This window comes from Tsukamurella ocularis (genome assembly GCF_965138335.1).
Lineage (GTDB): Bacteria > Actinomycetota > Actinomycetes > Mycobacteriales > Mycobacteriaceae > Tsukamurella > Tsukamurella ocularis_A.
Map to the genome: position 1 here is coordinate 442,124 of NZ_CBCSDV010000001.1, position 25,893 is coordinate 468,016.

26 protein-coding genes are annotated in these 25,893 nt (G+C 70.4%); 12 read left to right on the forward strand and 14 right to left on the reverse strand.

The genetic code is table 11. From position 1 onward, the window contains the following. The first annotated feature begins 79 nt into the window (after positions 1-79). Both ACNAYW_RS02320 and ACNAYW_RS02325 read left to right on the forward strand, forming a co-directional pair. Positions 80-949, forward strand: coding sequence for a TIGR03619 family F420-dependent LLM class oxidoreductase (locus ACNAYW_RS02320; RefSeq protein ID WP_415848130.1), 870 nt, complete (start codon positions 80-82; stop codon positions 947-949). A gap of 16 nt (positions 950-965) precedes the next feature. Then, on the forward strand, positions 966-1,376 hold the full coding sequence (locus ACNAYW_RS02325) for a nuclear transport factor 2 family protein (protein ID WP_415848131.1): 411 nt from the start codon (positions 966-968) through the stop codon (positions 1,374-1,376). A 326-nt stretch (positions 1,377-1,702) separates the two neighbouring features. On the opposite strand, the gene ACNAYW_RS02330 is transcribed toward ACNAYW_RS02325, so the two are convergent. The 7 genes from ACNAYW_RS02330 to ACNAYW_RS02360 form a co-directional block, all read right to left on the reverse strand. Further along, positions 1,703-2,560 carry a MaoC/PaaZ C-terminal domain-containing protein gene (locus ACNAYW_RS02330; protein ID WP_415848132.1) on the reverse strand — a complete coding sequence of 286 codons (858 nt, stop codon included), beginning with the start codon at positions 2,558-2,560 and terminating at the stop codon, positions 1,703-1,705. A 47-nt stretch (positions 2,561-2,607) separates the two neighbouring features. Then, positions 2,608-3,690: a 2Fe-2S iron-sulfur cluster-binding protein gene (locus tag ACNAYW_RS02335; RefSeq protein ID WP_415848133.1), complete on the reverse strand. Its 1,083-nt coding sequence runs from the start codon at positions 3,688-3,690 to the stop codon at positions 2,608-2,610. After that, positions 3,687-4,025, reverse strand: a complete 339-nt coding sequence (locus ACNAYW_RS02340; protein ID WP_415848134.1) for a hypothetical protein — start codon at positions 4,023-4,025, stop codon at positions 3,687-3,689. The genes ACNAYW_RS02335 and ACNAYW_RS02340 overlap by 4 nt, the downstream gene beginning before the upstream one ends. 4 nt (positions 4,026-4,029) lie before the next feature. Then, complete coding sequence (locus ACNAYW_RS02345) at positions 4,030-5,202, reverse strand: Rieske 2Fe-2S domain-containing protein (RefSeq protein WP_415848135.1); 1,173 nt, start codon at positions 5,200-5,202, stop codon at positions 4,030-4,032. Further along, positions 5,199-6,920: a 3-oxosteroid 1-dehydrogenase gene (kstD, locus tag ACNAYW_RS02350; RefSeq protein ID WP_415848136.1), complete on the reverse strand. Its 1,722-nt coding sequence runs from the start codon at positions 6,918-6,920 to the stop codon at positions 5,199-5,201. Before kstD ends, ACNAYW_RS02345 begins: the two co-directional genes overlap by 4 nt. Before the next feature lie 165 nt (positions 6,921-7,085). Continuing rightward, positions 7,086-7,529, reverse strand: coding sequence for a hypothetical protein (locus ACNAYW_RS02355; protein ID WP_415848137.1), 444 nt, complete (start codon positions 7,527-7,529; stop codon positions 7,086-7,088). A gap of 238 nt (positions 7,530-7,767) precedes the next feature. Further along, positions 7,768-9,231 carry an FAD-dependent oxidoreductase gene (locus ACNAYW_RS02360; RefSeq protein WP_415848138.1) on the reverse strand — a complete coding sequence of 488 codons (1,464 nt, stop codon included), beginning with the start codon at positions 9,229-9,231 and terminating at the stop codon, positions 7,768-7,770. Positions 9,232-9,390: 159 nt separating this feature from the next. On the opposite strand from ACNAYW_RS02360, the gene hsaA reads away from it, so the two are divergent. The 5 genes from hsaA (at position 9,391) to ACNAYW_RS02385 (ending at position 13,555) form a co-directional block, all read left to right on the forward strand. Continuing rightward, positions 9,391-10,566, forward strand: a complete 1,176-nt coding sequence (hsaA, locus tag ACNAYW_RS02365; protein WP_415848139.1) for a 3-hydroxy-9,10-secoandrosta-1,3,5(10)-triene-9,17-dione monooxygenase oxygenase subunit — start codon at positions 9,391-9,393, stop codon at positions 10,564-10,566. Positions 10,567-10,568: 2 nt separating this feature from the next. Beyond that, entirely contained in the window at positions 10,569-11,438 is an 870-nt protein-coding gene (hsaD, locus tag ACNAYW_RS02370) for a 4,5:9,10-diseco-3-hydroxy-5,9,17-trioxoandrosta-1(10),2-diene-4-oate hydrolase (protein WP_415848140.1), read from the forward strand. Positions 11,439-11,455: 17 nt separating this feature from the next. After that, the gene (hsaC, locus tag ACNAYW_RS02375; RefSeq protein WP_415848141.1) at positions 11,456-12,361 is read left to right on the forward strand and encodes an iron-dependent extradiol dioxygenase HsaC; all 906 of its coding nucleotides are present in this window, start codon (positions 11,456-11,458) and stop codon (positions 12,359-12,361) included. After that, entirely contained in the window at positions 12,361-12,921 is a 561-nt protein-coding gene (hsaB, locus tag ACNAYW_RS02380) for a 3-hydroxy-9,10-secoandrosta-1,3,5(10)-triene-9,17-dione monooxygenase reductase subunit (protein WP_415848142.1), read from the forward strand. The genes hsaC and hsaB overlap by 1 nt, the downstream gene beginning before the upstream one ends. Before the next feature lie 70 nt (positions 12,922-12,991). Continuing rightward, positions 12,992-13,555 carry a peroxidase-related enzyme gene (locus tag ACNAYW_RS02385; protein ID WP_415848143.1) on the forward strand — a complete coding sequence of 188 codons (564 nt, stop codon included), beginning with the start codon at positions 12,992-12,994 and terminating at the stop codon, positions 13,553-13,555. A gap of 1 nt (position 13,556) precedes the next feature. Here the strand turns inward: ACNAYW_RS02385 and ACNAYW_RS02390 are convergent, their stop codons facing one another. From ACNAYW_RS02390 to ACNAYW_RS02415, 6 genes are all read right to left on the reverse strand, one after another. Then, positions 13,557-14,471, reverse strand: coding sequence for an SAM-dependent methyltransferase (locus ACNAYW_RS02390; protein ID WP_415848144.1), 915 nt, complete (start codon positions 14,469-14,471; stop codon positions 13,557-13,559). Positions 14,472-14,541: 70 nt separating this feature from the next. Continuing rightward, positions 14,542-15,582: an acyl-CoA dehydrogenase family protein gene (locus ACNAYW_RS02395; protein ID WP_415848145.1), complete on the reverse strand. Its 1,041-nt coding sequence runs from the start codon at positions 15,580-15,582 to the stop codon at positions 14,542-14,544. Continuing rightward, positions 15,579-16,592, reverse strand: coding sequence for an acyl-CoA dehydrogenase family protein (locus ACNAYW_RS02400; protein ID WP_415848146.1), 1,014 nt, complete (start codon positions 16,590-16,592; stop codon positions 15,579-15,581). Before ACNAYW_RS02400 ends, ACNAYW_RS02395 begins: the two co-directional genes overlap by 4 nt. Next, positions 16,589-17,749 (reverse strand): acyl-CoA dehydrogenase family protein, encoded by a 1,161-nt coding sequence (locus tag ACNAYW_RS02405; protein ID WP_415848147.1) that lies wholly within the window; start codon positions 17,747-17,749, stop codon positions 16,589-16,591. The genes ACNAYW_RS02400 and ACNAYW_RS02405 overlap by 4 nt, the downstream gene beginning before the upstream one ends. A 4-nt stretch (positions 17,750-17,753) precedes the next feature. Further along, positions 17,754-18,665 carry an enoyl-CoA hydratase gene (locus tag ACNAYW_RS02410; protein WP_415848148.1) on the reverse strand — a complete coding sequence of 304 codons (912 nt, stop codon included), beginning with the start codon at positions 18,663-18,665 and terminating at the stop codon, positions 17,754-17,756. Beyond that, positions 18,662-20,188 carry a FadD3 family acyl-CoA ligase gene (locus tag ACNAYW_RS02415; RefSeq protein WP_415848149.1) on the reverse strand — a complete coding sequence of 509 codons (1,527 nt, stop codon included), beginning with the start codon at positions 20,186-20,188 and terminating at the stop codon, positions 18,662-18,664. The genes ACNAYW_RS02410 and ACNAYW_RS02415 overlap by 4 nt, the downstream gene beginning before the upstream one ends. A gap of 112 nt (positions 20,189-20,300) precedes the next feature. Between ACNAYW_RS02415 and ACNAYW_RS02420 the strand changes: the two genes are divergently transcribed. Genes ACNAYW_RS02420 through ACNAYW_RS02435 form a run of 4 tightly spaced genes read left to right on the forward strand, consistent with a single transcriptional unit; the run spans position 20,301 to position 24,062 of the window. After that, positions 20,301-21,461, forward strand: coding sequence for an acyl-CoA dehydrogenase family protein (locus ACNAYW_RS02420; RefSeq protein WP_415848150.1), 1,161 nt, complete (start codon positions 20,301-20,303; stop codon positions 21,459-21,461). After that, positions 21,458-22,246 (forward strand): SDR family oxidoreductase, encoded by a 789-nt coding sequence (locus tag ACNAYW_RS02425; RefSeq protein ID WP_197467072.1) that lies wholly within the window; start codon positions 21,458-21,460, stop codon positions 22,244-22,246. The genes ACNAYW_RS02420 and ACNAYW_RS02425 overlap by 4 nt, the downstream gene beginning before the upstream one ends. Before the next feature lie 50 nt (positions 22,247-22,296). Then, the gene (locus tag ACNAYW_RS02430; RefSeq protein WP_415848151.1) at positions 22,297-22,902 is read left to right on the forward strand and encodes a TetR/AcrR family transcriptional regulator; all 606 of its coding nucleotides are present in this window, start codon (positions 22,297-22,299) and stop codon (positions 22,900-22,902) included. Then, a complete protein-coding gene (locus ACNAYW_RS02435; protein WP_415848152.1) occupies positions 22,899-24,062 on the forward strand; it encodes an acetyl-CoA C-acetyltransferase in 1,164 nt (387 codons plus the stop codon). The genes ACNAYW_RS02430 and ACNAYW_RS02435 overlap by 4 nt, the downstream gene beginning before the upstream one ends. Here ACNAYW_RS02435 and ACNAYW_RS02440 read toward each other — a convergent pair. Further along, the gene (locus tag ACNAYW_RS02440; protein WP_415848217.1) at positions 24,059-24,748 is read right to left on the reverse strand and encodes a winged helix-turn-helix domain-containing protein; all 690 of its coding nucleotides are present in this window, start codon (positions 24,746-24,748) and stop codon (positions 24,059-24,061) included. The two genes, ACNAYW_RS02435 and ACNAYW_RS02440, sit on opposite strands and share 4 nt — an antisense overlap. 370 nt (positions 24,749-25,118) lie before the next feature. Here ACNAYW_RS02440 and ACNAYW_RS02445 point away from each other — a divergent pair, with 370 nt between their 5' ends. Then, positions 25,119-25,811 carry an MspA family porin gene (locus ACNAYW_RS02445; protein WP_415848153.1) on the forward strand — a complete coding sequence of 231 codons (693 nt, stop codon included), beginning with the start codon at positions 25,119-25,121 and terminating at the stop codon, positions 25,809-25,811. Positions 25,812-25,893: the final 82 nt, after the last annotated feature.

Sequence of the window (25,893 nt, forward strand, 5' to 3'; positions counted from 1 at the left end):
CCGCGTACAAACGGTGAAACGTGTTCTATTTTTAGCAAGTGGAGTGAACGCTCGCAAGCAGTTCGACGAAAGGGTGACCATGCGATTCACGTACGCCGAGGCGATGACGGATCCGTCGTACTACGTCCCGCTCGCGCAGGCGGCGGAGGAGGCCGGCTACCACAGCATGTGCGTCGCCGACAGCATCGCGTATCCCGAGGTCTCGGACTCGACGTACCCGTACACCCCCGACGGCAGCCGGGAGTTCCTCGACGGCAAGGAGTTCGTCGAGACCTTCGTGCTCGCGTCGGCCCTCGCCGCCTCCACCACGACGCTCCGCTTCACGCCCTTCGTCCTGAAGCTGCCGATCCGCCCGCCGGTGCTGGTGGCCAAGCAGGCCGCGTCGCTGGCGTCCCTCAGCGGCAACCGCTTCTCGCTCGGCGTGGGGATCAGCCCGTGGCCCGAGGACTTCGAGATCATGGGCGTGCCCTTCGCGCGCCGCGGCAAGCGGATGGACGAGTGCATCGAGATCATCAAAGGCCTCTCGACGGGCGAGTACTTCGAGTACCACGGCGAGTTCTTCGACATCCCGTCGATCAAGATCGCCCCGGTACCCACCGAGCCGCTGCCGATCCTGGTCGGCGGCCACGCGGACGCGGCGCTGCGCCGTGCGGTGCGCCTGTGCGACGGGTGGATGCACGCCGGTGGCGACGGCGAGGAGCTCGACCGCATGCTGGCGCGGATCGACGAGCTGCGCGCCGAGCACGACAAGAAGGAGTTCGAGATCCATGTGATCTCGCTGGACGCCTACACCGTGGACGGCATCAAACGGCTCGAGGACAAGGGCGTCACCGACGTGATCGTCGGCTTCCGCCTGCCCTACCAGCTGGGACCCGACACCGAGCCGTTGCAGCCGAAGATCGACCACCTGCGCCGCTACGCCGACTCCGTCATCAGCAAGTTCGCCTGAACCGCAAGGAGGTCTCATGAAAGACGATCACCCCGCCGTCCTGGCCGGCCGTGCTTCGCAGTCCGCCGCGAGCGGCCACCGGAAGGAGGAGTGGCTCGACCTGTTCGCGGCCGACGGCGTGGTCGAGGACCCCGTCGGCCCCTCCGGCTTCGACCCGGAGGGCAAGGGGCACCACGGCCGCGAGGAGATCGCGGCCTTCTACGACAAGACGATCGGTGTGGCCGAGTCGCTCGAGTTCCTCTTCGGCGACGGCTTCGCCTGCGGGAGCGAGGTGGCCTTCACCGGCCTCATCCGCACCGTGATCGGCGGGCACGTCATCGACGCCGAGGGCGTGTTCACCTACAAGGTCGACGACGCGGGGAAGATCGTGGCGCTGCGCGCCTTCTGGGAGGTCGACCGCGCCATGGCCACCGCCCGCCCCGCCTGAGTTCCGATCGCCTCCGTGAATCCACGGCTCAGCTCGACAGGAGGCCGGATTCGGCTTCGTGTCGCTCTCAGTCGAGGATTCACAGTCTGCGGCACGGACCGGAGCGGTCAGCTCGATGAGGTCCTCCAATCGGGCCGCAGATGTCGAGGAGCACTCCACGAGACGGGCGCCCGGTCACGGTGGTCGGGGGTATGCAAGTCGTGCATACCCGCTCGCTAAGAAACCGGTGCTGACTTGCAAATACGGAGCCATGCGTCTCGTGCATGGCTTGGAGAAGCGACTTCACGGTCTCGCCCGGAGCCCGGACCGACTGACCGTGGAAGCGCTCAGCGGGCGGTGAACACCGCGTCCGCGAGCACCGGCGCAGCCCGCTCGACGGACTCTGCGGTCACGAGGTGACGGTCGCCGTCGCGCCAGATCCGCACGCGCAGCGTCTCGCCCGGCAGCATGATCCCCGCGAACTTCGCCGACCACGAGCCCACCGCGGAGGCGTCGCCGTCCAGCACGGCATCGGTCACGGCCTTGGCGACGATCCCGTAGGTGCACAGTCCGTGCAGGATCGGCGCGTCGAAGCCGGCGGCGCGCGCGAAGGCCGGGTCGGAGTGCAGCGGGTTGCGGTCGCCGCACAGCCGGTAGAGCAGGGCCTGCTGGGGCAGGGTCGGCACGTCGACGGTCACGTCGGCGTCGCGATCGGGCAGCTCGATCTTCTCCGACGGTCCGCGTTCCCCGCCGAAACCGCCCTCGCCGCGGGCGAAGATGGACGACCGCGCGGTCCAGAGCGGCTCCCCGGCCCCGTCGATCACCTCGGTCTCCTGCCAGATCACCGCAGCCTTGCCCTTGTCGTGCACGTCGCTGATCCGGGTCCGCGCGGTCGCGGTGCCGCTCGACGGCAGCGGGCGATGCGCGGTGACCGACTGGCTGCCGTGCACCACCTTGGCGAGGTCGATCTCGACGCCGGGGAACGAGACCTTCGGCGGCTCGGTGGCGTGGAAGTTCTGCGCCACGGTGGCGAAGGTCGGCAGCACGACGGTGTCCTGCTCGGTGGCGTAGCGCAGTTCGCGGGCCGCGAGCGGGTCGGCGCCCGCGCCGAGCGCCAGTTGGTAGAGCAGCACGTCGGAGGTGCTCCAGGAGAACTCGGCGGTGCCGAGCTCGGCACCGATCGCGACCGACGGGTCGATGGGCATGGGACTCCCTCAGCAGTGGGCCGTCGTGGGACGGAACGGTCGACGGTTTATTCGTAGGTGATGTGCACGGTGGGGGTGCGGCGCATCGACTGGCAGGCCAGGATGAGCCCGTCGTCGAGGTCCTCCTGGTCGAGCACCTCGTTGTGGGCGAGCTCGACCTCCCCGTCCACGATGCGGCAGGCGCAGGCGCTGCACGCGCCCTCGCGGCAGGAGTAGGGCGCGTCGATGCCGGCCTCCAGCATGACGTCCAGCAGCTTCTTCTCGGCGGGCCAGGCGAGCTCGGTCGTCGTCCCGTCCAGCTCGACGGTGACGGTGCCCCCGTCGTCGGCGGGTGCCGGCGCATCGTCGGCCGGCAGGTCCTCCGCCTCGGCGATCGCGGCCTTCTCCTCCGCCTCCTCCTGCGCGGCCTCCACCTCGAAGGGGTTGCGCGGCAGGGAGCGGAACTTCTCGATGTGCACCTCGCGGCGGCCCTTGCCGAGCGAGGTCATGGCCTCGGAGACCGCGTCCATGAACGGGCCGGGGCCGCACACGAAGACCTCGCGGGAGGCGTACGGGGCGGCGAGCGCCGCGAGGTTCGCGGCGCTGGGCAGGCCCTGCACCGATTCCAACCAGTGGATCACGATGAGCCGCTCCGGGTACGTCCGAGTGAGCTCGGCGAGCGCGGAGGCGAAGATGACCGACTGCGCATCGCGGTTGGCGTAGATCAGCGCGACGGACCCGGTGCCGGTCTCCAGCACCGAGCGCAGGATCGACAGGATGGGCGTGACGCCGCTGCCGCCCGCGAAGAGCAGCATGTCCACATCGACGGACTTCGGCGTGAAGATGCCCGCGGGCACCAGCACGTCGACCTCCATGCCGGGGGTGGCGTTGTCGCACAGCCAGTTCGAGGCGTATCCGTCGGCGGTGCGCTTGACGGCGACGCGCAGCGGGCCGCCGTCGTGGGGCGCGCTGCACAGGGAGTAGCAGCGCGCCACGGAGCCGGTCTCGTCGCTCGGCACGCGCAGCGTGAGGAACTGGCCCGGCTTGTAGGTGAACGCGTCCGCCAGCTCGGCGGGCACCTCGAACTCGATGGAGTGCGCGTCGTGCGTCTCCGAGACCACCTTGGCGACGAGTAGTCGGTGGATGCTCACTTCTTCGTCATCTCCTCGTCGGTGTCCGGCGGAACGATCTCCGTCGGCACGGGAACCTCGCCGAGTTTCGCGGCGCGCGTGATCGATTCCATCAGGCGCGGGCAGGTGGCCCGCAGGGCGGAGCCGGCACCGTCGGTGGCGAAGACCGCGCACTCGCGCGCGGAACCGCACCACTGGATCGACGTGTGCTCCCGGCTGTTCTTGCGGACCTGCACCGCGACGCCGCAGGTGCCGCAGTTCAGCGGGGTGTAGCCGTCGGTGAGGAAGCCCTCCCGGTCGGACACCGTGGACGCCAGCGTGACCGGCTCGCCGAACATCGTCACCGTGGGGGACATGGGATCAGGCCCCTGCCCCGGGCGCGTCCGCGGCCGCCTTCTCGGACTCCTGGCGCGCGATGTTCTGCGCGACCTCGGCCTCCCACGCCTCGACGGCGTGGGTGGTGTCGATCTCGAACTCGAAGCGCTGCGTCATGTCCTCGGAGACCTCGGCCGCGTCGACGTAGAACTGCTCGTACCAGCGGCGCAGCTGGTAGACGGGGCCGTCCTCCTCGCACAGGAGCGGGTTGTCGATGCGGGTCTTGTTCTTCCAGATCTCGACGTCCTGCAGGAAGCCCAGGCCCACGTTCTTGGCGAACTTGCCGGCCAGGTAGTCGGACTTCTCGTCGTCGAAGCCGGGCAGCTTCTTGACCTTCACGCCGTACATGAGCTTGAACGAGTGCTGATCGATCGGGTAGTGGCAGTTGATCAGGATGTTCTCGATCTGGAAGCCCTTGTAGTCGTTGTGCAGGTAGTTGATCATGTACGACGGCCCGAAGTAGTGCGCCTCGGACTTGAGCAGCACATCGTCGCCGCCGGAGAGTCCGATGTCGGTGACGTCGTTGCGGCCCTTGGTGTCCAGGTACTGCGAGGCGATGTGTCCGTCGAAGACGTTCTTGAAGTACGTGGGCAGGCCGTAGTGGATGTAGAAGAAGTGCGGCATGTCGACCACGTTGTCGACGATCTCGCGGCAGTTGCTGCCCTCGATGATGATCTCGTTCCACACCCAGTTCGACCACTCGGGCCCGTCGACGTCACCGTCGATCCTGGGGATGGCGAGTTCCGCAGGCGGCTTGGAGTTCTCGACGTCGTGCCAGATGAAGAGCTGATCGTTCTCGATCATGGTGGGCCAGGTGCGGGTGCGGGCCCGCAGCGGCACGCGCTTGGCGTACGGGATGGCCTTGCACTTGCCGTCGCCGCCCCAGCGCCAGTCGTGGAACGGGCAGGCGATCTCGTTGCCCTTGACGGTGCCCTGGGTCAGGTCGCCGCCCATGTGCCGGCAGTAGCCGTCGAGGACGTTGACCTTCCCGTCCTCGCCGGCGAAGACCACGAGCTTGGTGCCGAAGGCCTCGACGGAGTGGGGCTTCCCGTCGGCGAAGTCCTTCAGCAGGCCGATGCAGTGCCAGCCCCGGGCGTACCGGGTGGGCGCGGTGCCGCTGTCGATGAGGCGGGCTGTCGCCTCGGTCTCAGTACTCATGCGATCTCCTCTTCCGCGCGGGCGGGGGCTGCCGCCGCGGGGGTCGATTCCTTGCTCGCCATGTCCTCGACTGCGAGGTAGGCGAAGACCATCGCGGGGCCGATGGTGGCGCCGGGGCCCGCGTAGGTGTGGCCCATGACGGGTGAACTGGTGTTGCCGGAGGCGTACAGGCCGTCGATGACGGTGCCGTCGGCGCGCTGGACCCGGCCCGCGACGTCGGTGCGCAGGCCGCCCTTGGTGCCGAGATCGCCGGGGACCATACGGGCAGCGTAGAACGGTCCGGTGGTCAATTCCGCGAGACTGGCGTTCGGCTTGTTCCGCGGATCGCCGTAGTAGTGGTCGTACGCGCTCTCGCCGCGGTGGAAGTCGTCGTCGCGCCCGGCGCGGGCGAAGCCGTTGAACCGCTCGACGGTGGCGGCCAGCGCCTCCGCCGGGACGTCCATCTTCTCGGCCAGCTCCGCGAGGCTGTTCGCGCGAACCATGCAGCCGGACTCGTACCACCGCTTGGGCAGCGGCTGACGCGGCGGCTGACCGGCGAACATGTACCGGTTGCGGTACCGCTGGTCGAAGACGAGCCAGCACGGCACGTTCTCGCCGGGGCCCTCGCCCTGACCGTGTTCCCCGCCGTACATGGCGTGCACGGCCTCGACGTAGGGCGCGGACTCGTTGACGAAGCGCTCGCCCGCGGTGTTCACCATGACGCTGCCCGGCAGCGATCGCTCGGACAGGGCGAACCAGGCCATCTTCGGCAGCTGGATGGAGGGGCCCCACCAGGCGTCGTCCATGAACTCGAGGGCGCCGCCCACGGCCGCGCCCGCGCGGATCGCGTCGCCGGTGTTCGCCGGCACGCCGTTGGTCCACTCGGTGCCGATGGGCTGGCGCTGGTACTGCGCACGCATCTCCGCGCTGGCCTCGAAGCCGCCGGCCGCCAGGATCACGCCGCGCCGGGCGGTGAGCCGAAGTTCGGCGCCGTCGCGCTCGACGGTGACGCCGGTGATCCGGCCGTCCTCCTCGGTGAGCCCGACGAGGGAGGTGTTCAGCCACAGCGGCACGTTCGCGCGCTGCAGGCCGACGCGCAGCGCGGCGATGAGCGCCTGGCCGCGGCCGAGCAGGTGCTTGCCGCGCGCCCGGGCACCGTAGTAGCGGCCGGCCACCCGCAGCGCGCGCAGGGGCCCCTTGGGGTGGCGCATGATCAGGTTGAGCCACTTGAAGTCGGCCTGCGTGACCACCAGGTTCATGGGGGCCTTGGTGTAGTCGGGCTCGAGGTTCTTCAGCTCCTCGCCCAACTGCTTGCCGTCGAAGGGCTTCGGCTCGCAGGAGCGGCCGTGCGCCCGTCCGCCCGGGGCCTCCGGATAGTAATCGGAATAGCCGGGTACCCACGTGAGCTCCAGCGGGCTCATGCGGTGCACCATCGAGATGACCTCGGGGCCGCGATCGATGTAGGTGTCGATCCGCTCGGCCGGCACCACGTCGCCGATGATGGCGTGCAGGTACTTGCGCGCCTCGTCGGGGGTGTCCTTGATCCCCGCCTTCACCAGCGACTCGTTGCCGGGCACCCAGACGCCGCCGCCGGAACGGGCGGTGGACCCGCCGTAGTGCGCCGCCTTCTCCACGACCAGCACGCTGAGCCCACTGTCCGCCGCCTTGAGCGCCGCGGTCATTCCCGCTGCGCCGCTCCCCACCACGATCACGTCGTATTCGGTGGTCTCCGCCGTCATCGACTCTCCTCGCTGATGAAACAAGTTCTCTGGCCTCACCTGCGCCGATGGGCAGCAGGTACGCGCTACAACTGCAGCATAGACTAGAACAGGTTCCACTTGCCAGGATTCGGCGGTGATCGGGCCGCGGCGCCCCGTGGGCCGAGAAGGTCGATCGTCAGGCGATCAGCAGGGGAGGGTGATCCGCTCGTAGGTCCCGGTACTGGGACGGAAGACCCACTTCGGCTGCGGTGTGCAGCGCGGCGCGGTCGTCGTGACGCGCGGCGCGGTCCGGGCGGGCGCCGCGGCGGTCGTCGTGGGCGCAGTGGGGGCGACCGTGGTCGTCGGTGGGGGAGTGGGACTCGGCGGGGCCGACGGTGCGGAGCTCGAGGCCGACGAACTCGTCGGTGCCGTCGTCGACGGGCCGCTGCTGCTCGGCACGACCTCGGTCGACGGAATCGAGCCCGACGGTGCCACGACGGGGCGCGGGGCGGTCGACGGGCCGCTGCACATGCTCACGGTGACCGCGATCGCCGCGACGCAGAGCGCCGTCGCGGCCGCGATCGCGAGCACCCGGCCGGTGAAGCCGCCCAGGCGCGCGGAGCTCGAGTTGTTCACCCGGTGGGTCATGCTGCGCACCCGCTCGGGTCGTTCGCGGGCGCGGCGGACGCTGTCGCAGTCATGCCCTCATCTTCGCAGTCCACGATCCTCTTCGGGGGAACCGGTATCAGCACCAGTGTGGTTGGCGCACAGCTGATTCGATCCCGTGTCCGTGGTCCGCGAGAGTGGATCAACGGATTCGTTCGCGATCGCGACAACACCCAGTTCGGGGCGTATCGAGGAGGGTGCGTCACCGCAAAGTCAGGGCCTACTCGGTTGTGGCCGATATGCCCGCGCGTCGGCCGAAGAAGCTCCCGTCGCCGAGGCTGGTCCCGCTCGCGTAGCCGCCCGCGCACACCCCGGAGGTGCACCTGCCCGCGGCGAACAGGCCGGGGATCGGCGCACCGTCGACGTGCAGCACCCGGGAGTCGACGTCCGTGCGCAACCCGCCGAGGGTGAAGCCGGCGGTGAAGCCGCGCATGTCCCACGCGGCGACGGGTCCGGAGAGGGGGCGCACCCACTGCGGCTTCTTGTGCACCAGGGGATCGGTCCCGTCCGCGGCGTGCCGGTTGTACGTCTCGACGGTGCTCGTCAGCGCCCCGGCGTGCAGGCCCATGTCGGACTCCAGCTCCCCGACGGTCTCCGCCGCCCACGTCGGCGGCTGCCGGAAGTAGGGCGTGGACGTCTCGGTGGTGAGCGCCTCCTCGTGCGCGTCCATGTCCATGACCAGGTACGCCGCGTTGTCCTGCTGGATGAGGACCGCCTGGCCGATCCGCCCGCCGTAGGTGTCCTCCGCGATGAACCGCTGCCCGCGGCCGTTGACCAGGATCCCGCGGGCCATCATCTGCGGATCACCGAAGAACGCGACCTCGGTCGCATCCATGTGGGCCAGCGCCGCGCCCGCGGCCTGCGCCATGAGGATCCCGGCCCCGTCGTGCTCCTCGATGGCGGCGGCCGGGCGGCCGATCAGGCGCGGCGCGTAGGTCTCGATCATCTCCGTGTTGTAGGCGAAGCTGCCGGTCGCGAGCACCACGCCCCGTCGGGCCCGGACGTGGAGGTCCGCGCCGAACCGTCGGGCGACGATCCCCTCCACCCGGCCGTCGTCACCGATCACCAGGGCCCGCGCGCGGATGTCGTACTCGGCGCGCACTCCGAGCGCCTCCGCGGTCTCGACCAGTGGTTTCATCAGCATGTACCCGGCCCCGCGCACGCCGGTCCGCTTGTCGGCCATCTGCGGCACGTGCCCGCGCGGCGCCGGCGGCGCGACGGTGTTGAAGGGGGCGGCGTTCTCGCCGCCGGAGTAGCCGAGGCCCTCGTCGTGCGGCACCTCCCAGCCCGGCTCGCCCCAGAACTCCTCCTTGAAGACCACGCCGCAGCCGGTCAGCCAGTCGTAGTGCTCCGTGCTGCCGTGGGCGTAGGCGTGGATCTTGGCCGCGTCGACACCCGGCCCGAGAGCGGCGGTCAGGAAGGTCTCCATGTTCTCCGCGGTGTCCTCGAAGCCGAGCGCGCGCTGCAGCGGGGTGCCGCCTCCGAGGTAGATCCATCCGCCGGAGAGTGCGGCGGCGCCGCCCCATCCGCCGGTGCGGTCGAGCACCAGGACGTCGGCGCCCGCGCGGGCGGCCTCGATCGCGGCGCACACTCCCGCGATGCCGTATCCGGCTATCACCACGTCGGCCTCGAGATCCCAGGTGGGGACGGCGGCGGCGGGAACGGGGCGGCGGCTCTCGGGCATGGCTCTCCTCGGGCGTCTCGAAACCGGTTACATCAGCAAGATAGGTGGATCCGAACCTTTGATGTAGCGTTTCCCGTCAGAAAATGAGAACGTGTTCTAGTATCGATTCCGACGGCGGACTTCGGGGTTCGCCAGAGGGTCTTCAGGAGGCGAGGAAAGATGAGCGATCAGAGCGTCGACGCGGTGCTGGCTGAGGTGGCGGAGCTGCTGCCCACCCTCCGGGACCGCGCGCAGGAGACGGAGGACGCCCGCCGGATTCCGGCCGAGTCCATCAAGGCGCTGCAGAAGAGCGGCTTCTTCCGCCTCCTGCAGCCCAAGCGCTACGGCGGTTTCGAGGCCGATCCGGTGGAGTTCTACACCGCCGTCAAGATGCTGGCGAGCGCCTGCGGCTCCACCGGCTGGGTCTCGTCGATCCTCGGTATCCATCCGTGGAACGTCGCGCTGTTCGACGATCGCGCGCAGCAGGAGGTGTGGGGCGAGGACCAGGACACGTTGATCTCCTCGTCGTACGCCCCGATGGGCAAGTCGGAGATCGTCGAGGGCGGCTACCGCCTCTCCGGCAAGTGGAGCTTCTCCTCCGGCTGCGATCACGGCACCTGGGCGCTGCTCGGCGGGCCCGCGTTCAAGGACGGCAAGCCGGTCGACTTCCTGACCTACCTCGTGCCGATCAGCGACTACACCATCAACGACGTGTGGCGCACCGTCGGCCTCCGCGGCACCGGCAGCAACGACATCGTGGTGGACGACGTCTTCGTCCCCGAGCACCGCGCGCTCAGCTTCCAGGTGGTGAGCAAGTGCAAGGGACCGGGCCAGGAGGTCAACACCAGCCCGCTCTACAAGCTGCCCTTCGGCTCGGTGCATCCGTCCACGATCACCGCCCCGATCATCGGCATGGCGCAGGGCGCGTACGACGCCCACGTGGAGCACCAGCGCAAGCGCGTGCGCGCCGCCTACGCGGGCGAGTCCGCGAAGGAGGACCCGTTCGCCATGGTCCGCGTGGCCGAGGCGGGCAGCGAGATCGACGCCGCGTGGCTCCAGCTGATCTCCAACATCAACGAGGAGTACGCGCTGGTCAAGGCCGGCGAGAAGATCCCGTTCAACCTGCGCCTCAAGGTCCGTCGTGACCAGGTGCGCGGCACCGAGCGCGCGATCTTCGCGGTGGACCGGATGTTCGAGAACTCGGGCGGCCGTGCGCTGGCCGAGGGCACGCCGATCCAGCGGTTCTGGCGCGACGCCCACGCGGGTCGCGTGCACGCCGCGAACGATCCCGAGCGCGCCTACAAGATGTTCGGCACCGGCGAGTTCGGTCTGCCCGTCATGGACGGGATGGTCTAGTCATGCCCGACACGGACGTGGACGTCCTCAGGGAGGGGAGGTTCGCCACCACCGCGGCGGGTCTCACGCTGCACTACCACGAGGCGGGCGAGGAGAACCGCGCCAACGGTACCGTCGTGCTGCTGCACGGCAGCGGCCCCGGCGTCTCGTCGTGGAGCAACTTCGGGCGCAACATCCCGGTGCTGGCGCAGCGCTTCCACGTGCTGGCCGTCGACCAGCCGGGCTTCGGCCGGTCCGACAAGCCGACCGAGCACCCGCAGTACTTCGTGCACAGCGCGACGGCGCTCGCCGGACTCCTCGACACGCTCGGCATCACCGAACGCGTGCACCTGGTGGGCAATTCGCTCGGCGGCGGCACCTCGGTGCGGTTCGCCCTCGACTTCCCGGAGCGGGCGGGCCGCCTGGTGCTGATGGGGCCCGGCGGCCTCAGCGTGAACGCCTTCGCGCCCGACCCCACGGAGGGCCTGCGCACCTTGCAGAAGTTCTACGCCGCGCCCAGCAGGGAGCGGCTCGAGGACTTCCTGCGGATCATGGTCTTCGACCAGAAGATGATCACGCCCGAACTCGTCGAGGAGCGGTTCGAGCTCGCACTCGATCCCGAGGCGATCGCCGCGTTCAAGGCGATGGGCAAGTCCTTCGCCTCCGCGGACTACGAGAAGGGCATGCTCTGGCGCGACGCGTACAAGCTGCGTCAGCCCGTGCTCATGATCTGGGGCCGGGAGGACCGGGTGAACCCGCTCGACGGTGCGCTGCTCGCGCTCAAGCAGATCCCGCGCGCCCAGCTGCACGTCTTCGGGCAGTGCGGCCACTGGGCGCAGCTGGAGAAGTTCGACGAGTTCAACCGTCTCACGGCCGATTTCCTCGCCGGTTGACAAGGAGAAGTAGGTACATGGCGATCAAGGCGCTCGGGTACATGCGCATCGAGGCCACCGACATGGCGGCCTGGCGCGAGTACGGGCTGAAGGTGCTCGGGATGATGGAGGGCACGGGCAACGACCCCGATTCCCTCTACCTGCGCATGGACGATTTCGCGGCCCGCCTGGTGATCGTGCCCGGCGAGAAGGACCGGCTCCTGGTCTCCGGCTGGGAGGTCACCGACGCCGTCGGGCTGCAGGAGCTGCGCGACACCCTCACGGCCGCGGGCGTCCCCTTCGAGGAGGGCGCCAAGGACGAGAAGGCCGAGCGCCGCGTCGAAGGACTGATCCGGTTCCAGGACCCGGCCGGCAACACGCTCGAGGCCTTCCACGGCGCGCAGTACCTGGGGCGGCGCTTCGTCAGCCCCTACGGGCACCGCTTCGTGACCGGCGAGCAGGGGCTCGGGCACGTCGTGCTCACCTGCACGGACGACGCTGCGGCACAGGAGTTCTACCAGGGCGTGCTCGGCTTCAGACTCCGCGACTCGATGCGCCTGCCCCCGCAGATGGTGGGCCGCCCCGCGGACGGCGATCCGGCGTGGCTGCGCTTCTACGGCTGCAACCCGCGCCACCACGCGCTCGCCTTCCTGCCCCTGCCCAACCCGACGGGGATCGTCCACCTCATGGTGGAGGTCGAGAACTCCGACGACGTCGGCCTGTGCCTCGACCGCGCCAACCGCAAGAAGGTCAAGATGTCCGCCACCCTGGGCCGGCACATCAACGACAAGATGCTCTCCTTCTACATGAAGACGCCGGGCGGCTTCGACATCGAGTTCGGCTGCGAGGGGCTGGAAGTCGAGAACGACGACTGGATCGCCCGGGAATCCACCGCGGTCAGCCTCTGGGGCCACGACTTCTCCATCGGCTTCAAGGAGCAGTGATGACCGCACCCGTCATCGAACCGCTGGACTACCGCACGGCCATGGGCCACTTCTGCACCGGCGTCACGGTCATCACGGCCGCCGACGAGGAGGGCCCGGTCGGCTTCGCGTGCCAGTCCTTCTCGGCGCTGTCGCTCGATCCGCCGCTGGTCCTGTTCTGCCCCATGAAGACGTCGGGCGCCTGGCGCACCATCGAGCGCACCGGGCGGTTCGCCGTCAACGTGCTCGGCGAGGGGCAGCAGGACGTCAGCTCGGTCTTCGGCTCGCGGCATCCGGACAAGTTCGGGGCGGTCGGGTGGAAGCCCTCCCGCACCGGCTCGCCGCTGCTCGACGGCGCCCTCAGTTGGATCGACTGCGCCGTCGAGACGGTGCACGACGGCGGCGACCACCACATCGTGATCGGGCGGGTGCTCGAGCTCAGCGCGCCGAACGCGGGTCGCCCCCTGCTGTTCTACAAGGGGCGGTACACGCAGACGGTGACCGATCCCGGCGAGGCGATCCCGCGCGCGCTCTCCCTCGACTCGTTCCTCACCTGGCCCGTCGGCGACGACTGGATCTGACCGAACCGCCGTGGTGCAGTGCCCTTCCTGGTAATCAGGGAGGGTACTGGCGTTCGCACGAGGAGATGACATGACCGACCGGATCACCGCGCTGGACCTGCCCGCGGGCGAGCTGAGCGAGGGGACGCGGAAGTACTTCGAGATCTGCCGCGAGAAGCTCGGCATGGTGCCGAACGTGCTGCAGTCGCTGACCTTCGACGAGGTCAAGCTGCGCGCGTTCAGCGATACCTACAACGACCTCATGCTCGGCGACTCGGGCCTGAGCAAGCTCGAGCGCGAGATGATCGCCGTGGTCGTGTCGTCGGTGAACAAGTGCTTCTACTGCCTCACCGCGCACGGCGCGGCCGTGCGGGAACTGTCCGGCGACCCGGTCCTCGGCGAGATGCTGGTGATGAACTTCCGCGCCGCGCAGCTGCCGGCGAAGCAACGGGCCATGCTCGAGTTCGCGGAGAAGCTCACGGAGGCACCGTCGAAGGTCGACGAGCCCGATCGGCAGCGGCTCCGCGACGCCGGGTTCACCGACCGCGACGTCTACGACATCGCCAACACCGCGGCCTTCTTCAACATGACCAACCGGCTCGCCTCGGCGATCGACATGCGGCCCAACCCGGAGTACCATTCCGCCGCACGGTGACTCAGTCGGCGGGCAGCGCGGCGGTGAAGTAGCCGATCGTGTCGGACAGGAGCTCCGCGTCCGCGGGCACGGTGTCCTGCACGCCGTAGCTGCGGCCCAGCTCCACCGGGTTCCCGGCCCGCTCCACGGCCCACCCGTGCGCGCTCAGGTACTCGGCCGGGTCCGCCCGGTCCTCGTCGGCGACGAACAACGACGTCACGTCGAAGTCGCCGAGCGGGTTCCCCTTCTGCGCGTACTTCTCCGTGACGGCGCGGAAGCCCTCGAGGTCGAGCGGGCCGTTCTGGCCCTCCACCGCGACGCGGCTGCCCCGCGCGGAGTGCGCCACGACCCGCTCGAAGAGCAGCGCCTGCGCCGCGGCGGGCAGGTAGGGGAGCAGGCCCTCCACGAGCCATGCCGTGGGCGCGGCATCGTCGAACCCGGACGATCGCAACGCGGCCGGCCAGTCGTCGCGGAGGTCGACCGGAACGTGCCGGAGCCCGGCCACCGGGGCCGTGCCGCGGCTCCTGAGGGCCTCCTCCTTGAACGCCAGGACCTCCGGCTGGTCGAGCTCGTACACGACGGTGCCCGCGGGCAGGTCGAGGCGGTAGGCGCGGGAGTCGAGCCCGGCCGCGAGGATCACGACCTGGCGGACGCCGGCCGCGACGGCGCCCCGGACGAAGTCGTCGAAGAACCTGGTGCGCACGCCGAGGTGGCGCGTGGCGGCCATGGGATTGCCGGCACCGTCACCGGCGTCCGCCAGCGCGATGGCACGATGATCGGCCGCCGCCTCGAGGAAGACCCGCGCGAACGGGTCGTGGGCGAGCGCGTCGGCGCGCTCCGTCTCCACGGCCCGTGCCGCGGCGACCAGCAGGGCGGTGAAGCCCACGCTGGTCGTGATCGTCCAGGTGTCGCCGTCCGTGCGTGTGGTGCCCGCCATCCGCGTGTCCTTTCGCAAGTAGTTCGTCTACGAAAGTACCTGTCGCGCCGACGCTCGGCAAGAACATGTTTCAGGAATGCGAGAGCTCCCGGCGGGCGAGATGGTGGGCCGGATCGCCGAAGAGCTGCGACGAGGAGTGCGCGCGCTTGAAGTACAGGTGCGCGTCGTGCTCCCAGGTGATGCCGATGCCGCCGTGCAGCTGGATCATCTCCGCCGCGACGGCGCTGAACGCCTCCGAGCAGTAGGTCTTCGCCGTCGCGACCGCGAGCGCCGCCCCCGCGTCGCCGCGGTCGAGCGCCTCGCCCGCCGCTATCGCCGCGGAGCGGGCCGACTCCACCAGGGCGAACATGTCGGCCATGCGGTGCTTGAGGGCCTGGAAGGAGCCGATGGGCCGACCGAACTGCACGCGGTTGCCCGCGTATTCGACGGTGGTCGCGAGAGCCTGGGCCGCGGCGCCGGCCTGTTCGGCCGTCAGGGCGGCGCAGGCGACGTCGAGTGCGCGGTCCAACGCGGCGCGCGCGCCGTCCCCGACGCGACGGGCGGGCGCGCCGTCGAGGTCGACCTCGGCGAACCGCCGGGTCGGGTCCATCGACGGGGTGTGACGACGGGGCGCGGCGGCGCCGTCGACGAGGTACAGCTCGTCCCCGGCCACCACGAGCAGGTCGTCCGCGAGGTCGCCGTCGAGCACGAGGCGTGCCGTGCCGGAGAGCCGCCCGTCGACCACGGTGACGGGGCGGTCGGCGAAGTCGTCGCCGGCGAAGGCGACGGCGGCGATCCGCTCGCCGCTCGCGAGGCCGGCCAGCAGCTCCGCCTCGCCGGTCTCCGCGAGCAGGATCGTCGCGAGCACCGCGGAGCCGAGGAAGGGCGACGGGATCAGGTGCCGCCCGAGCTCTTCCGCGACGACCTGCAGCGCGCGCACCCCGGCGCCCACGCCGTCGTGCTCCTCGGGGACGGCGAGCGCCGCCACCCCGACCTGCTCGCACAGCACCGACCACAGGCCCCGGTCGTAGCCCTCGGGCGTGTCGATCGCCGCGCGGAGAGCGGCCGGCGACCAGCGGCGGTCGATGACGCTGCGGACCGCGGCCGCCAGATCGTCCAGCTCCGAGCTCATCGCGCCGCCTTCCGGACCGCGTCGAGCACCGTCGCACGGTGCTCGGCCTGAGTTCCCCACGCCGACTGGAGCGCCCGGACCTTGGTGATCCACAGCCCCAGGTCGTACTCCGCGGTGTAGCCGATCGCCCCGTGCACCTGCAGCGCGGTGCGCGCCGCCAGGTAGGCGGCGTCCGCGGCGGCGACGCGAGCGGCCGCGACGTCGCGGACGGGGTCCAGGTCCACACCGCGGGAGTCGCTGCCCGACACTGCCACCGCGGCCCCGCTCAGCAGCGGCGCGGCGAGCTCCAACCGGGTGGCGACGTCGGCGAGCAGATGCTTGATCGCCTGGTACTCGCCGATCGCCTTCCCGTACTGGGACCGCGCCTTGGCGTACTCGACGGTGTCGTCCAACAGGCGCCGTCCGGCACCGAGCACCTGCGCGGCGACGGCGAAGGCCCCCACCACCTCCGCCGGTTGAACACCGTTTCGGTCGCCGCCACCTGCGGGTTCTCGGACCGGAACGGTGTTCGATTCCGTGGCGAAGAGGCGCCGGGTCCGGTCGACCGAGCCGAGCGGGTCGGTCGACGGGGCCTCCACCTCAGTGACGGTGCCGTCGGGCCCCACGACGAAGCGCAGGTCCGCGACGTCGGCGTCGAGCAGGAAGGGGGTGCGGGGTGCCAGTGCGACGGTGCCGATCGCCCCGCCCGCCAGGGCCTCGAGCTGTGCCGGGTCCGTGAGCAGCGTGGGCAGGACCGCGATCGACTCCACGACCGGCCCGGGCACGCCGTGGTAGCCCAGGGCCTGGAAGGCGACGGCGAGGTCCACGGCGTCGCCGCCGACGCCGCCGTGCTCCTCCGCGATCGCGAGGCCGGTGACGCCGAGATCGGCGAGCGCGGCCCAGACCTTCCGGCCGGGGCCGCTGTCGCCATCGGCCCAGGCCCGGGCCGCGGCCACGACGCCGGCGCCTGAGAGCAGGTCGTCGAGCGACTCCGCGAAGGCCTCGTTCTCCTGCGACGGTGCGAATCTCATCGGGCTCCCCGGGGTAGGCCGAGGAGACGCTCGGCGATGGTGTTGCGCTGGATCTGGTCGGTGCCGCCGTAGATGGGGCCGGCCAGCGAGAACAGGTATCCGGCCGGCCAGCGACCCGCATCGGGCGCGGCGTCGCCCGTGAGCTCGGCCCGCGGGCCGAGCAGATCGAGTGCGGTCTCGTGCAGCTCGACGTCGAGATGGCTCCAGAACAGCTTGTTCACACTGGATTCGGGGCCGAGCTCGCCGCCGTCCTGCAGGCGGGTGACCGTGCCGAAGGTGTACAGCTGGTAGGCGCGGGCGCCGATCCAGGCGTCGGCGACGCGCTGCGCCGCGGCACTGGCGGTGTCACCGTCCGCTCGCTCCCACAGATCGACGAGGGAATCGGCGGCCGAGAGGAATCGTCCGGGGCTGCGCAGCGAGAGCCCGCGCTCGTTGTTCGCCGTCGTCATGGCGACGCGCCAGCCCTGGCCGGGCTCGCCGATCACGTCGGCGTCGGGCACGAAGACCTTGTCGAGGAAGATCTCCGCGAAACCGGGCTCGCCGTCGAGCTGGGGGATCGGGCGCACCGTGACGCCGGGCGCGCGCAGGTCGAACATGAGGTACGTCAGGCCCTTGTGCCGCTCGGAACCGGGCTCGCTGCGGAACAGGCCGAAGGCGCCGTCGGCGAACGCGGCGCGGGAGCTCCAGGTCTTCTGGCCGGAGAGCGTCCAACCGCCGTCGACGCGGGTCGCGGTCGAGCGGAGCGAGGCGATGTCGCTGCCCGCCTCGGGCTCGGACCACGCCTGGGCCCACACCCGCTCCGAGCGGGCCATCGCCGGCAGGATCCGCGCGCGCTGCTCGTCGGTGCCGTGGCTGAACAGCGTGGGCGCCAACATGAACAGGCCGTTCTGGTTCACGCGCAGCGGGGCGCCGGCGGCGTAGTACTCCTCCTCGAAGACCACCCACTGCAGCAGCGTGGCGTCGCGGCCGCCGAACTCGGCCGGCCAGGAGACCGCGGCCAACCCGGCGTCCGCGAGCTTCGCCTCCCATGCGCGGTGCGCGGCGAAGCCCGCGGCGGTGTCGAACGAGGGGAGCGGGTCGGTGGGTGCGTTCGCGGCCAGCCAGGCGCGCACCTCGTCGCGGAACGCGACGGTCGCATCGTCGAACTCGAGATCCACCGGCCTACTCCGCCTTCCGTGCGGCGCCGTCGTCGGTCGCGCTGCGCGCTCCGGACGCCATCGACTTGGCGCTCTGGCCGCCGAGGGAGTCGCCGCCCGAGACCTCGGCGTTGTGGGCGTGCGCGAAGTGGTGCAGGCCGAACACCGAGTCCATGCCCGCGCGCATGCCCATGAGGTCCTCGCACTGGTTGACGGCCTTCTTCGTCAGCGCCAGACCGAAACTCGGCATGTCGGCGATGCGCTCGGCGAGGGCGAGAGTCTCCTCCTCGAGCTCCCCGCGGGGCACGACGCGATTGACCATGCCCCACTCCCTGGCCTGTTGCGCCGAGAAGCGGTCGCCCGTGAACAGGAACTCCTTGGCCGCGCGCGGACCCATGACCCACGGGTGCGCGAAGTACTCGACGCCGGGGATGCCCATGCGCACCACCGGGTCCGAGAAGAACGCGTCGTCGGACGCGACGATGAGATCGCAGCTCCATGCCAGCATCAGTGCACCGGCGATGCAGGCGCCCTGCACCGAGGCGATCACCGGCTTCGGGATCTCCCGCCACCGCCGGCACATGCCGAGGTACACCTCGGACTCACGCGCGAAGCGCTGGTCGCCGCCGTCGCGGCCCACGTGGTCCCACCACAGGACGGCCTTGTTCTCGAAGTGCTGATCCACGTCGCGGCCCGGCGTGCCGATGTCGTGGCCGGCGGAGAAGTGCTTCCCGTTGCCCGCCAGCACGATCACCTTCACCGCCGGATCCTCCACCGCGCGGACGAAGGCTGCGTCGAGCGCGTAGGTCATGGCCGAGTTCTGGGCGTTGCGGTACTCGGGCCGGTTCATGGTGACCACCGCGACGGGGCCGCGCACCTCGTAGGTCACCACCTCCGCGTCGGAGGTCGCATCGGGGGCGGGCGTGCTGTCGGTCATCGCTTCTCTCCTGCTGCAGGGTCGGGCTCGCCGCGCAGGACGCGCTTGAGCACCTTTCCGGTCGCGTTGCGCGGTAGCTCGCTGACGAACTCCACGCTGCGGGGGACTTTGAAGTTGGCCAGGAACTCCCGGCAGTGCTCGATCACGGCGTCCTCGGTCAATTCGCGATCCTCGGCGAGCACGACGAAGGCCTTGCCGACCTCGCCGAGGCGCGGCTCGGGGACGCCGACCACGGCGCTCTCCGCGACGCCCGGGATCCGGGCGATCACCTGCTCGATCTCGGCGGGGTACACGTTGAAGCCGCCGTTGGTGAACATGTCCTTGATGCGGTCGGTGATCCGCAGGTTGCCGGCCTCGTCCATCGATCCGGCGTCGCCGGTGTGGAACCAGCCGTCGGCGTCGAAGGCCTTGGCGGTCGCCTCGGGATCCTCGAAGTACTCGGCGATCACGTTGGGCCCGCGCACCAGGATCTCGCCGTCGTCCGCGATCCGCACCTCCATGTCGCGCACGGCCCGGCCGGAGGTCGTGGCGATCACCTCCGGGTCGTCGTCGGCCCGGCACATCGTGACGACGGGCGCCTCGGAGAGGCCGTAGGCGGTGAGCACGCGCTCGTACAGTTCCGCGCGCATCCGCTCGATCAGGACGACGGGGATCGTGGCGGCGCCGGTGGTCGCGGCGCGCAGGCTCGACAGGTCGTACTTCCCGCGGTCCGGGTGGTCGAGCAGCATCCGGTGCACGGTGGGCACGCCGGGCAGGACCGAAATCCGTTCCCGCTGAATGAGGTCGAAGGCCTGCGCCACGTCGAAAGTCTGCGCCGGGTAGATCGCGGCGCCGCTCTGCAGCGCGGCCAGGATCCCGGCCTTGAAGCCGAAGATGTGGAAGAAGGGGCTCAGGATCAGGTAGCGGTCCGCGTCCGTGACCCCCACCACCTCGGCCCAGTTCGCGGCGTTCGCCAGGGTCTGGGCGTGGGTGCTCATGGCCCCCTTGCTGCGGCCGGACGTGCCCGAGGTGAAGAAGATGTCCGACGGATCGTCGGGCGTCACCGCGGCGGCCGCACCGTCGAGCTCGGCATCGGTGATCCCCGCGCCCCGGGCGGGTACCCCGTCCCACTCGGGGAGCCGCAGGACCGCGACGATGTCGCCCGGCAGCCCGCCGGCCGTCTCGACGACGAGGTCGAGCCGGTCGACGCCGAGGAACGGGCCGGCGACCACGAAGGCCCGGGAGCGGGTGCGCGCGAGCAGGTCGACGATCTCCGGACCGGTGTACCGCGTGTTCACGGGGACCAGGACGGCGCCGATGTAGGCGGCGCCGAGGGCGGCCTCGATCCACTCGTGCCCGTTCGGCGCGCAGACCGCGACCCGGTCGCCTCGTCGAATCCCTTCGGCGAGCAGCGCCCGGGCGACGTCGCGGGCGCGGCTGTGCAGATCGGTGTAGCTGATCCGCAGGTCGCCGTCGACCACGGCGGTGTGCTCACCGAATCGATCCGCGGCGTCGCGCAGAGCCGCTGCGATGGTGCGTGACATGCGCAAACCCTTCTGCCTAGCAAGTGCTTGGTAGAACACGTTACAGTGCGAGTCGAGTCTGTGTAACCTGATTCCACCAAGCACTTGCTTGGTGAGTGGCGAAGGGAGTGCCGTGGCCACGGTGAGCGGCGAGTCGGACGCGGAGTTCCGGGCGCGGATCCGCGACTGGCTCGCGATCAACCTGTCCGGCGAGTTCGCCGGGCTCCGAGGCGCGGGCGGGCCCGGACGGGAGCACGAGTTCTTCGACGAGCGGGTCGCCTGGGAGCGGCACCTCGCCGCCGCGGGGCTCAATTGCATCGGTTGGCCGGCCGAGTACGGCGGCGGCGGAGCGAGCATCGCGCAGCAGGTGATCTATCACGAGGAGTACGCCCGCGCCGGCGCGCCCGCCAAGGTGTCCCACCTCGGCCAGGAACTTCTCGGCCCCACCCTCATCGCGTTCGGCACCGACGAGCAGAAAGCCCGCTTCCTGCCCGCCATCCGTGACGTCCGCGAGCTCTGGTGCCAGGGCTACTCCGAGCCCGGTGCCGGCTCCGACCTGGGAGGAGTCAGCACCACCGCGCGCCTGGAGGGCGACGAGTGGGTGATCTCCGGCCAGAAGGTCTGGACCTCGCTCGCACACGTCGCCGACTGGTGCTTCGTGGTCGCCCGCACCGACCCCGGCTCCGCACGGCACAAGGGGCTCTCGTACCTACTCGTCCCCATGGACCAGCCGGGCGTCGAGGTCCGGCCGATCGTCCAGCTCACCGGCACCTCGGAGTTCAACGAGGTCTTCTTCGACGGTGCCCGCACCGCCGCCGCGAACGTGGTCGGCGCGCCCGGCGAGGGCTGGCGCGTCGCCATGGGGACGCTCGCCTTCGAGCGCGGCGTCGCGACCCTGGGGCAACAGCTCGGGTTCCGCCGCGAACTGCAGGCCCTGACCGACCTCGCCCTCGACAGCGGCGCCGCCGACCGCCCCGAGGTCGCTGACGCCCTGCGCCGCGCGTGGACCGAGCTCGACGTCATGCGCGCGCACGCCCTCCGGACCCTCGGCTCCGCCGAGACGGGCACCGCGGAGGTTGCGAAGCTGCTGTGGGCCAACTGGCACCGCCGGCTCGGCGAGATCGCGATGACGGTGCGCGGCGCCGCCGGGCTGCTCGCGGACCCCGAGCTCGACGACTGGCAGCGCCTGTACCTGTTCACCCGGGCCGACACGATCTACGGCGGCTCCAACGAGATCCAGCGCAACATCCTCGCCGAGCGCGTGCTCGGCCTGCCGAGAGAGGCCCGCCCGTGAGCGCCATCCCCGCACCCCCGTACCCCCAGGGACGCAACCTCGTCGAGGACAAGGTCGTCGTCGTCACCGCGGCCGCCGGCACCGGCATCGGCTCCGCCACCGCGCGGCGCTGCCTCGAGGAGGGCGCCCGCGTCGTCATCTCGGACTGGCACGAGCGCCGCCTGGGGGAGAAGCGCGACGAACTCGCCGAGGAGTTCGGCGACCGCGTGCACGCGATCACCTGCGACGTGACCGTCGAGGAACAGGTGCAGGCGTTGCTCGAGGGTGCCGCCGAGCGGTACGGCCGGATCGATGTGCTGGTCAACAACGCCGGCCTCGGCGGCAGCGTCGCCGTGCAGGACATGACCGACGAGCAGTGGTCCCGCGTGCTGGACGTGACGCTCACGGGCACCTTTCGCGCCACCCGAGCCGCGATCAATCGCTTCATCGCGCAGGGCGGGGGCGGCGTCATCGTCAACAACGCCTCGGTGATCGGCTGGCGCGCCCAGGCCGAGCAGGCGCACTACGCCGCCGCGAAGGCGGGCGTCATGGCGCTCACCCGGTGCTCGGCCGTCGACGCCGCGCCGCACGGCGTACGGATCAACGCCGTCTCGCCGAGCATCGCCATGCACGCCTTCCTCGCGAAGGTCACCTCCGACGAACTGCTCGATGAACTCTCGCGCCGCGAGGTCTTCGGTCGCGCCGCCGAGCCCTGGGAGGTCGCGAACGTGATCGTGTTCCTGGCCTCCGACTACAGTTCCTACATGACCGGCGAGGTGGTTTCGGTGAGCAGTCAGCATGCGTAGTCAGTGCCCTCGCTCCATGCCCCTCGAGGTGGTCTCCATGAGCAGCCGGCATGCCTAAGCCGGACCCCTCCGCGCGGCGCGCGGAGGTCCTCGCCCTGAGCGCGAAGCTGTTCGCGGAGAACGGCTACCGCGCGACGACGGTGCGCGACATCGCCGACGCGGCGGGCATCCTCTCGGGCAGCCTCTACCACCACTTCGACTCCAAGGAGACGATGCTCGACGAGGTCCTGCGGGACTTCCTCGACCGGCTCTTCGGTGAGTACCGCGCCGTCCTCGCCGCCGCCGACGCGCCGCGGGAACAGCTGCGCGGCTGCGTCATCGCCTCCTTCGCCGCGATCGACGCGCGCCCCGACGCCGTCGCGATCTACCAGGCGGAAGCCCGCGGGCTCGCGCAGCAGGAGCGCTTCGCCTACATCGCCGACTTCCTGCAGGAGTTCCGCTCCATGTGGCGCGGCATCATCACCCGCGGCATCGAATCCGGCGACTTCCGAGCGGATCTCGACGTCGACGTCACCTACCGCTTCCTCCGCGACACCGTCTGGGTCGCGGTCCGCTGGTACCGACCGGGCGGGCAGTTGCCCGTCGAGACGGTGGCGGAGCAGTACCTCACGATCCTCGAACACGGGATCGCCCAGCCCGACAAGGAGCAGTCATGACCGATCTCGCCCCCGGCGCCTACATCCTCGACGCGGTGCGCACGCCCACCGGCAAGCGCGGCGGATCCCTCGCGGCGGTGCACTCCGCCGATCTCGGTGCGCACGTCCTGCGGGCCTCGGTGCTGCGCTCCGGCGTCGATCCGGAGCTGGTCGACGACGTGATCATGGGCTGCTGCGACACCATCGGCCCGCAGTCGGGCAACATCGCCCGGACCTCCTGGCTCGCCGCCGGCCTTCCCGAGCAGGTTCCGGGCGTGACCGTCGACCGACAGTGCGGGTCCAGCCAGCAGTCGGTCCACTTCGCCGCGCAAGCCGTGCTCTCCGGCACCGCGGACGCGGTCGTCGCGGCCGGCGTGCAGAACATGAGCGCGATCCCGATCAGTGCCGCGATGCTCGCCGGCCGCGAGTACGGCTTCGACGACCCTTTCTCCGGCTCGGTCGGCTGGCGGGAGCGCTACGGCGACGTCGAGGTCTCGCAGTTCGCCAGCGCCGACATGATCGCCACCAAGTGGGGCGTCTCACGCGCCCGCATGGAGGAGTTCGCGCTGGCCAGCCACGAGCGGGCGATCGCGGCCATCGATGCCGGCCGGTTCGAGGCCGAGATCGCGCCGGTGGAGGGCTTCGCCGTCGACGAGACGCCCCGCCGGGGAACGAGCCTCGAGAAGATGGCCGGTCTCGCCCCGCTCGCCGAGGGCTCCGCGATCACCGCCGCCGTCGCCAGTCAGATCGCCGACGGGGCGGCCGCCGTCATGGTGGGCTCCGCAGACTTCGTCGAGCGCCACGGGCTGCGGCCCCGGGCGCGGATCCACCACATCTCGGTGCGCGCCGCCGACCCGGTGTGGATGCTCACCGGCCCGATCCCCGCCACGCAGTACGCGCTGCAGAAGACGGGGCTCGCCGTGGGCGACATCGACCTCTTCGAGTGCAACGAGGCCTTCGCCTCCGTGCCGCTGGCATGGATGGATGAACTGGGCATCCCGCACGAGAAGGTCAATGTGAACGGCGGCGGGATCGCTCTGGGGCACCCGCTCGGCGCCACCGGGGCCAAGCTCATGACCACCCTGCTGCACGAACTCGAACGCCGCGGGGGCCGGTACGGACTGCAGACGATGTGCGAGGGCGGTGGCACCGCCAACGTCACCATCATCGAGCGGATCTAGCGGAGAACGTAGCCGAACCCGCGCACGCTGTGCACATGCCGCCACGACGGGGTGTCGATCTTCCCCCGTAGCCGCTGGACGGCGTTGTCCACGATCCGCGACTTGCCGTGGAAGCCGTGCCCCCAGGCGGTGCTCAGCAGCGATTCGCGCGATTGCGGCACGCCCCGGCGCTCGGCCAAGGCGATCAGCAGCCGGAACTCGGTGGCGGTGAGGCGGATCGGCTGCCCGTCCCGGGTGACGGTCTGCCGGTGCGGGTCGATCCGCAGCCCACTCGGTTCGACGACGATCTCGGAGGCCTGTGCCTCGTGCGTGCTGCAACTCAGTGAGCAGTTGGTGCCGGAGTTCCGCGACCTGCGCAGGATCGCGCGGAGCCGGGCGTCGATCTCGCGCGCCGAGACGGGTGGTGCGACGACGTCGTCCGCGCCGACGGCGAGGTCGCTGATGGTGTCCACCTCGTCGTGCCGCGAGGCAAGGACCAGCAGGGGCGCCCCCGTCGCGCGGCGGATCTCGCGGCACGCGTCGGTACCCACCGCCCCGTCCGAGGCGACGATGACGGCGTCCGCGGCCGTGAGCTCCGGTGACGGCAGCGGCGAGGTCAGAGTCGATTCGGTGACCTCGTGCCCGAGCATCCGGAGGGCGTCGCCGCTCCGGTGAGCCCGGTCTCCGGGCACCGGTGTGAGCAACATGATCTGCACCGGATACCTCCTCCGATAGTGCGAGATAGCAAAGTAACTATACCCATGTTCTATTGACGGTGTGCGATGCAAGGTCGGCGCAGGCCTATCGATCGCGCCGCCGGCGGGCGGATCTGAAGCAGCACACCTCTGCATCATGTGAGTGGATGTTCTCACATTTGCGGCCTAACAGTGCAGTGCATGACGGTGTGTGTCCACATCGTCGCGACCGTTGCAGGAGCGTGAAGATTGTCGCGGAAAAGCCGCGAGGGGCGGTCTTCTGTCGCAAGCCGCCCGGGAGTGATGATTCGTGTTGGTGAATATCGCGCCGGCGTGCTTCCGTGGTGCAGCTCGATCGAGTTGGAGACGAAGGAGTCGAACAGTGAGACGTATCAGCGTCGTTGCAACGGGCGCGGTCATGGTGACCGCGATGATGTCGGCGGCCGTCGCCGGTCAGGCCTCCGCGCAGATCACCCCGCAGAACCCGTCCGGGCCGGTGAAGGGCGCGACGCAGAATCTGAGCTCGCCGGAGGGGCTCCGGGCGAAGATCGCCCTGAAGGATCTCAAGGCCAAGTTGTTCCCTCCGCTCGCGGGGGACAACAAGTCCCGGCTCGCCTACGTCGACGGTAAGGCGGAGTCGACGATCCTGGCGAGCGGCGGCGGTGCCGACGCGGCCTCGGTCGAGGTCGGCTACGTCGTCGCCTGCGGCGTCAAGGATGGCGGCTTCGAGTCCTGGATCGGGAGCAACCAGACCATCGGCGCCGCCGGTGCGCTCGCGGGCAGCATCCCGGCCGCCGGCGCGGCTCTCGTCGGGGTCGGCGGGTCGCTGGGGCTGACGCAGAACCAGGTCATCAAGACGGCACCGGGCGCCATCGTCTATCTGCCGGTGGGCACCAAGGAGATCGCGAAGCCGAAGGCGGGCGAGACCTTCGGCGTGCGGTTCGGCGAGAAGCGGGTGAGCATCGAGGGCTGCATCGGCAGTGTCGACGCCGTCGCCTACGCGACCCTGACGGTCTCGTCGCGCACCTTCGACGACTCCAAGACCGTCTACAGCGAGGTCATGCGCTTCGCCTGAGGTCGAGACCGGGCCGGCGGCGGGATCCTCCGCAGAATCCGCCGCCGGCCCGCCCGTCCCGGGCCGCGTGCTCCGCGACCGG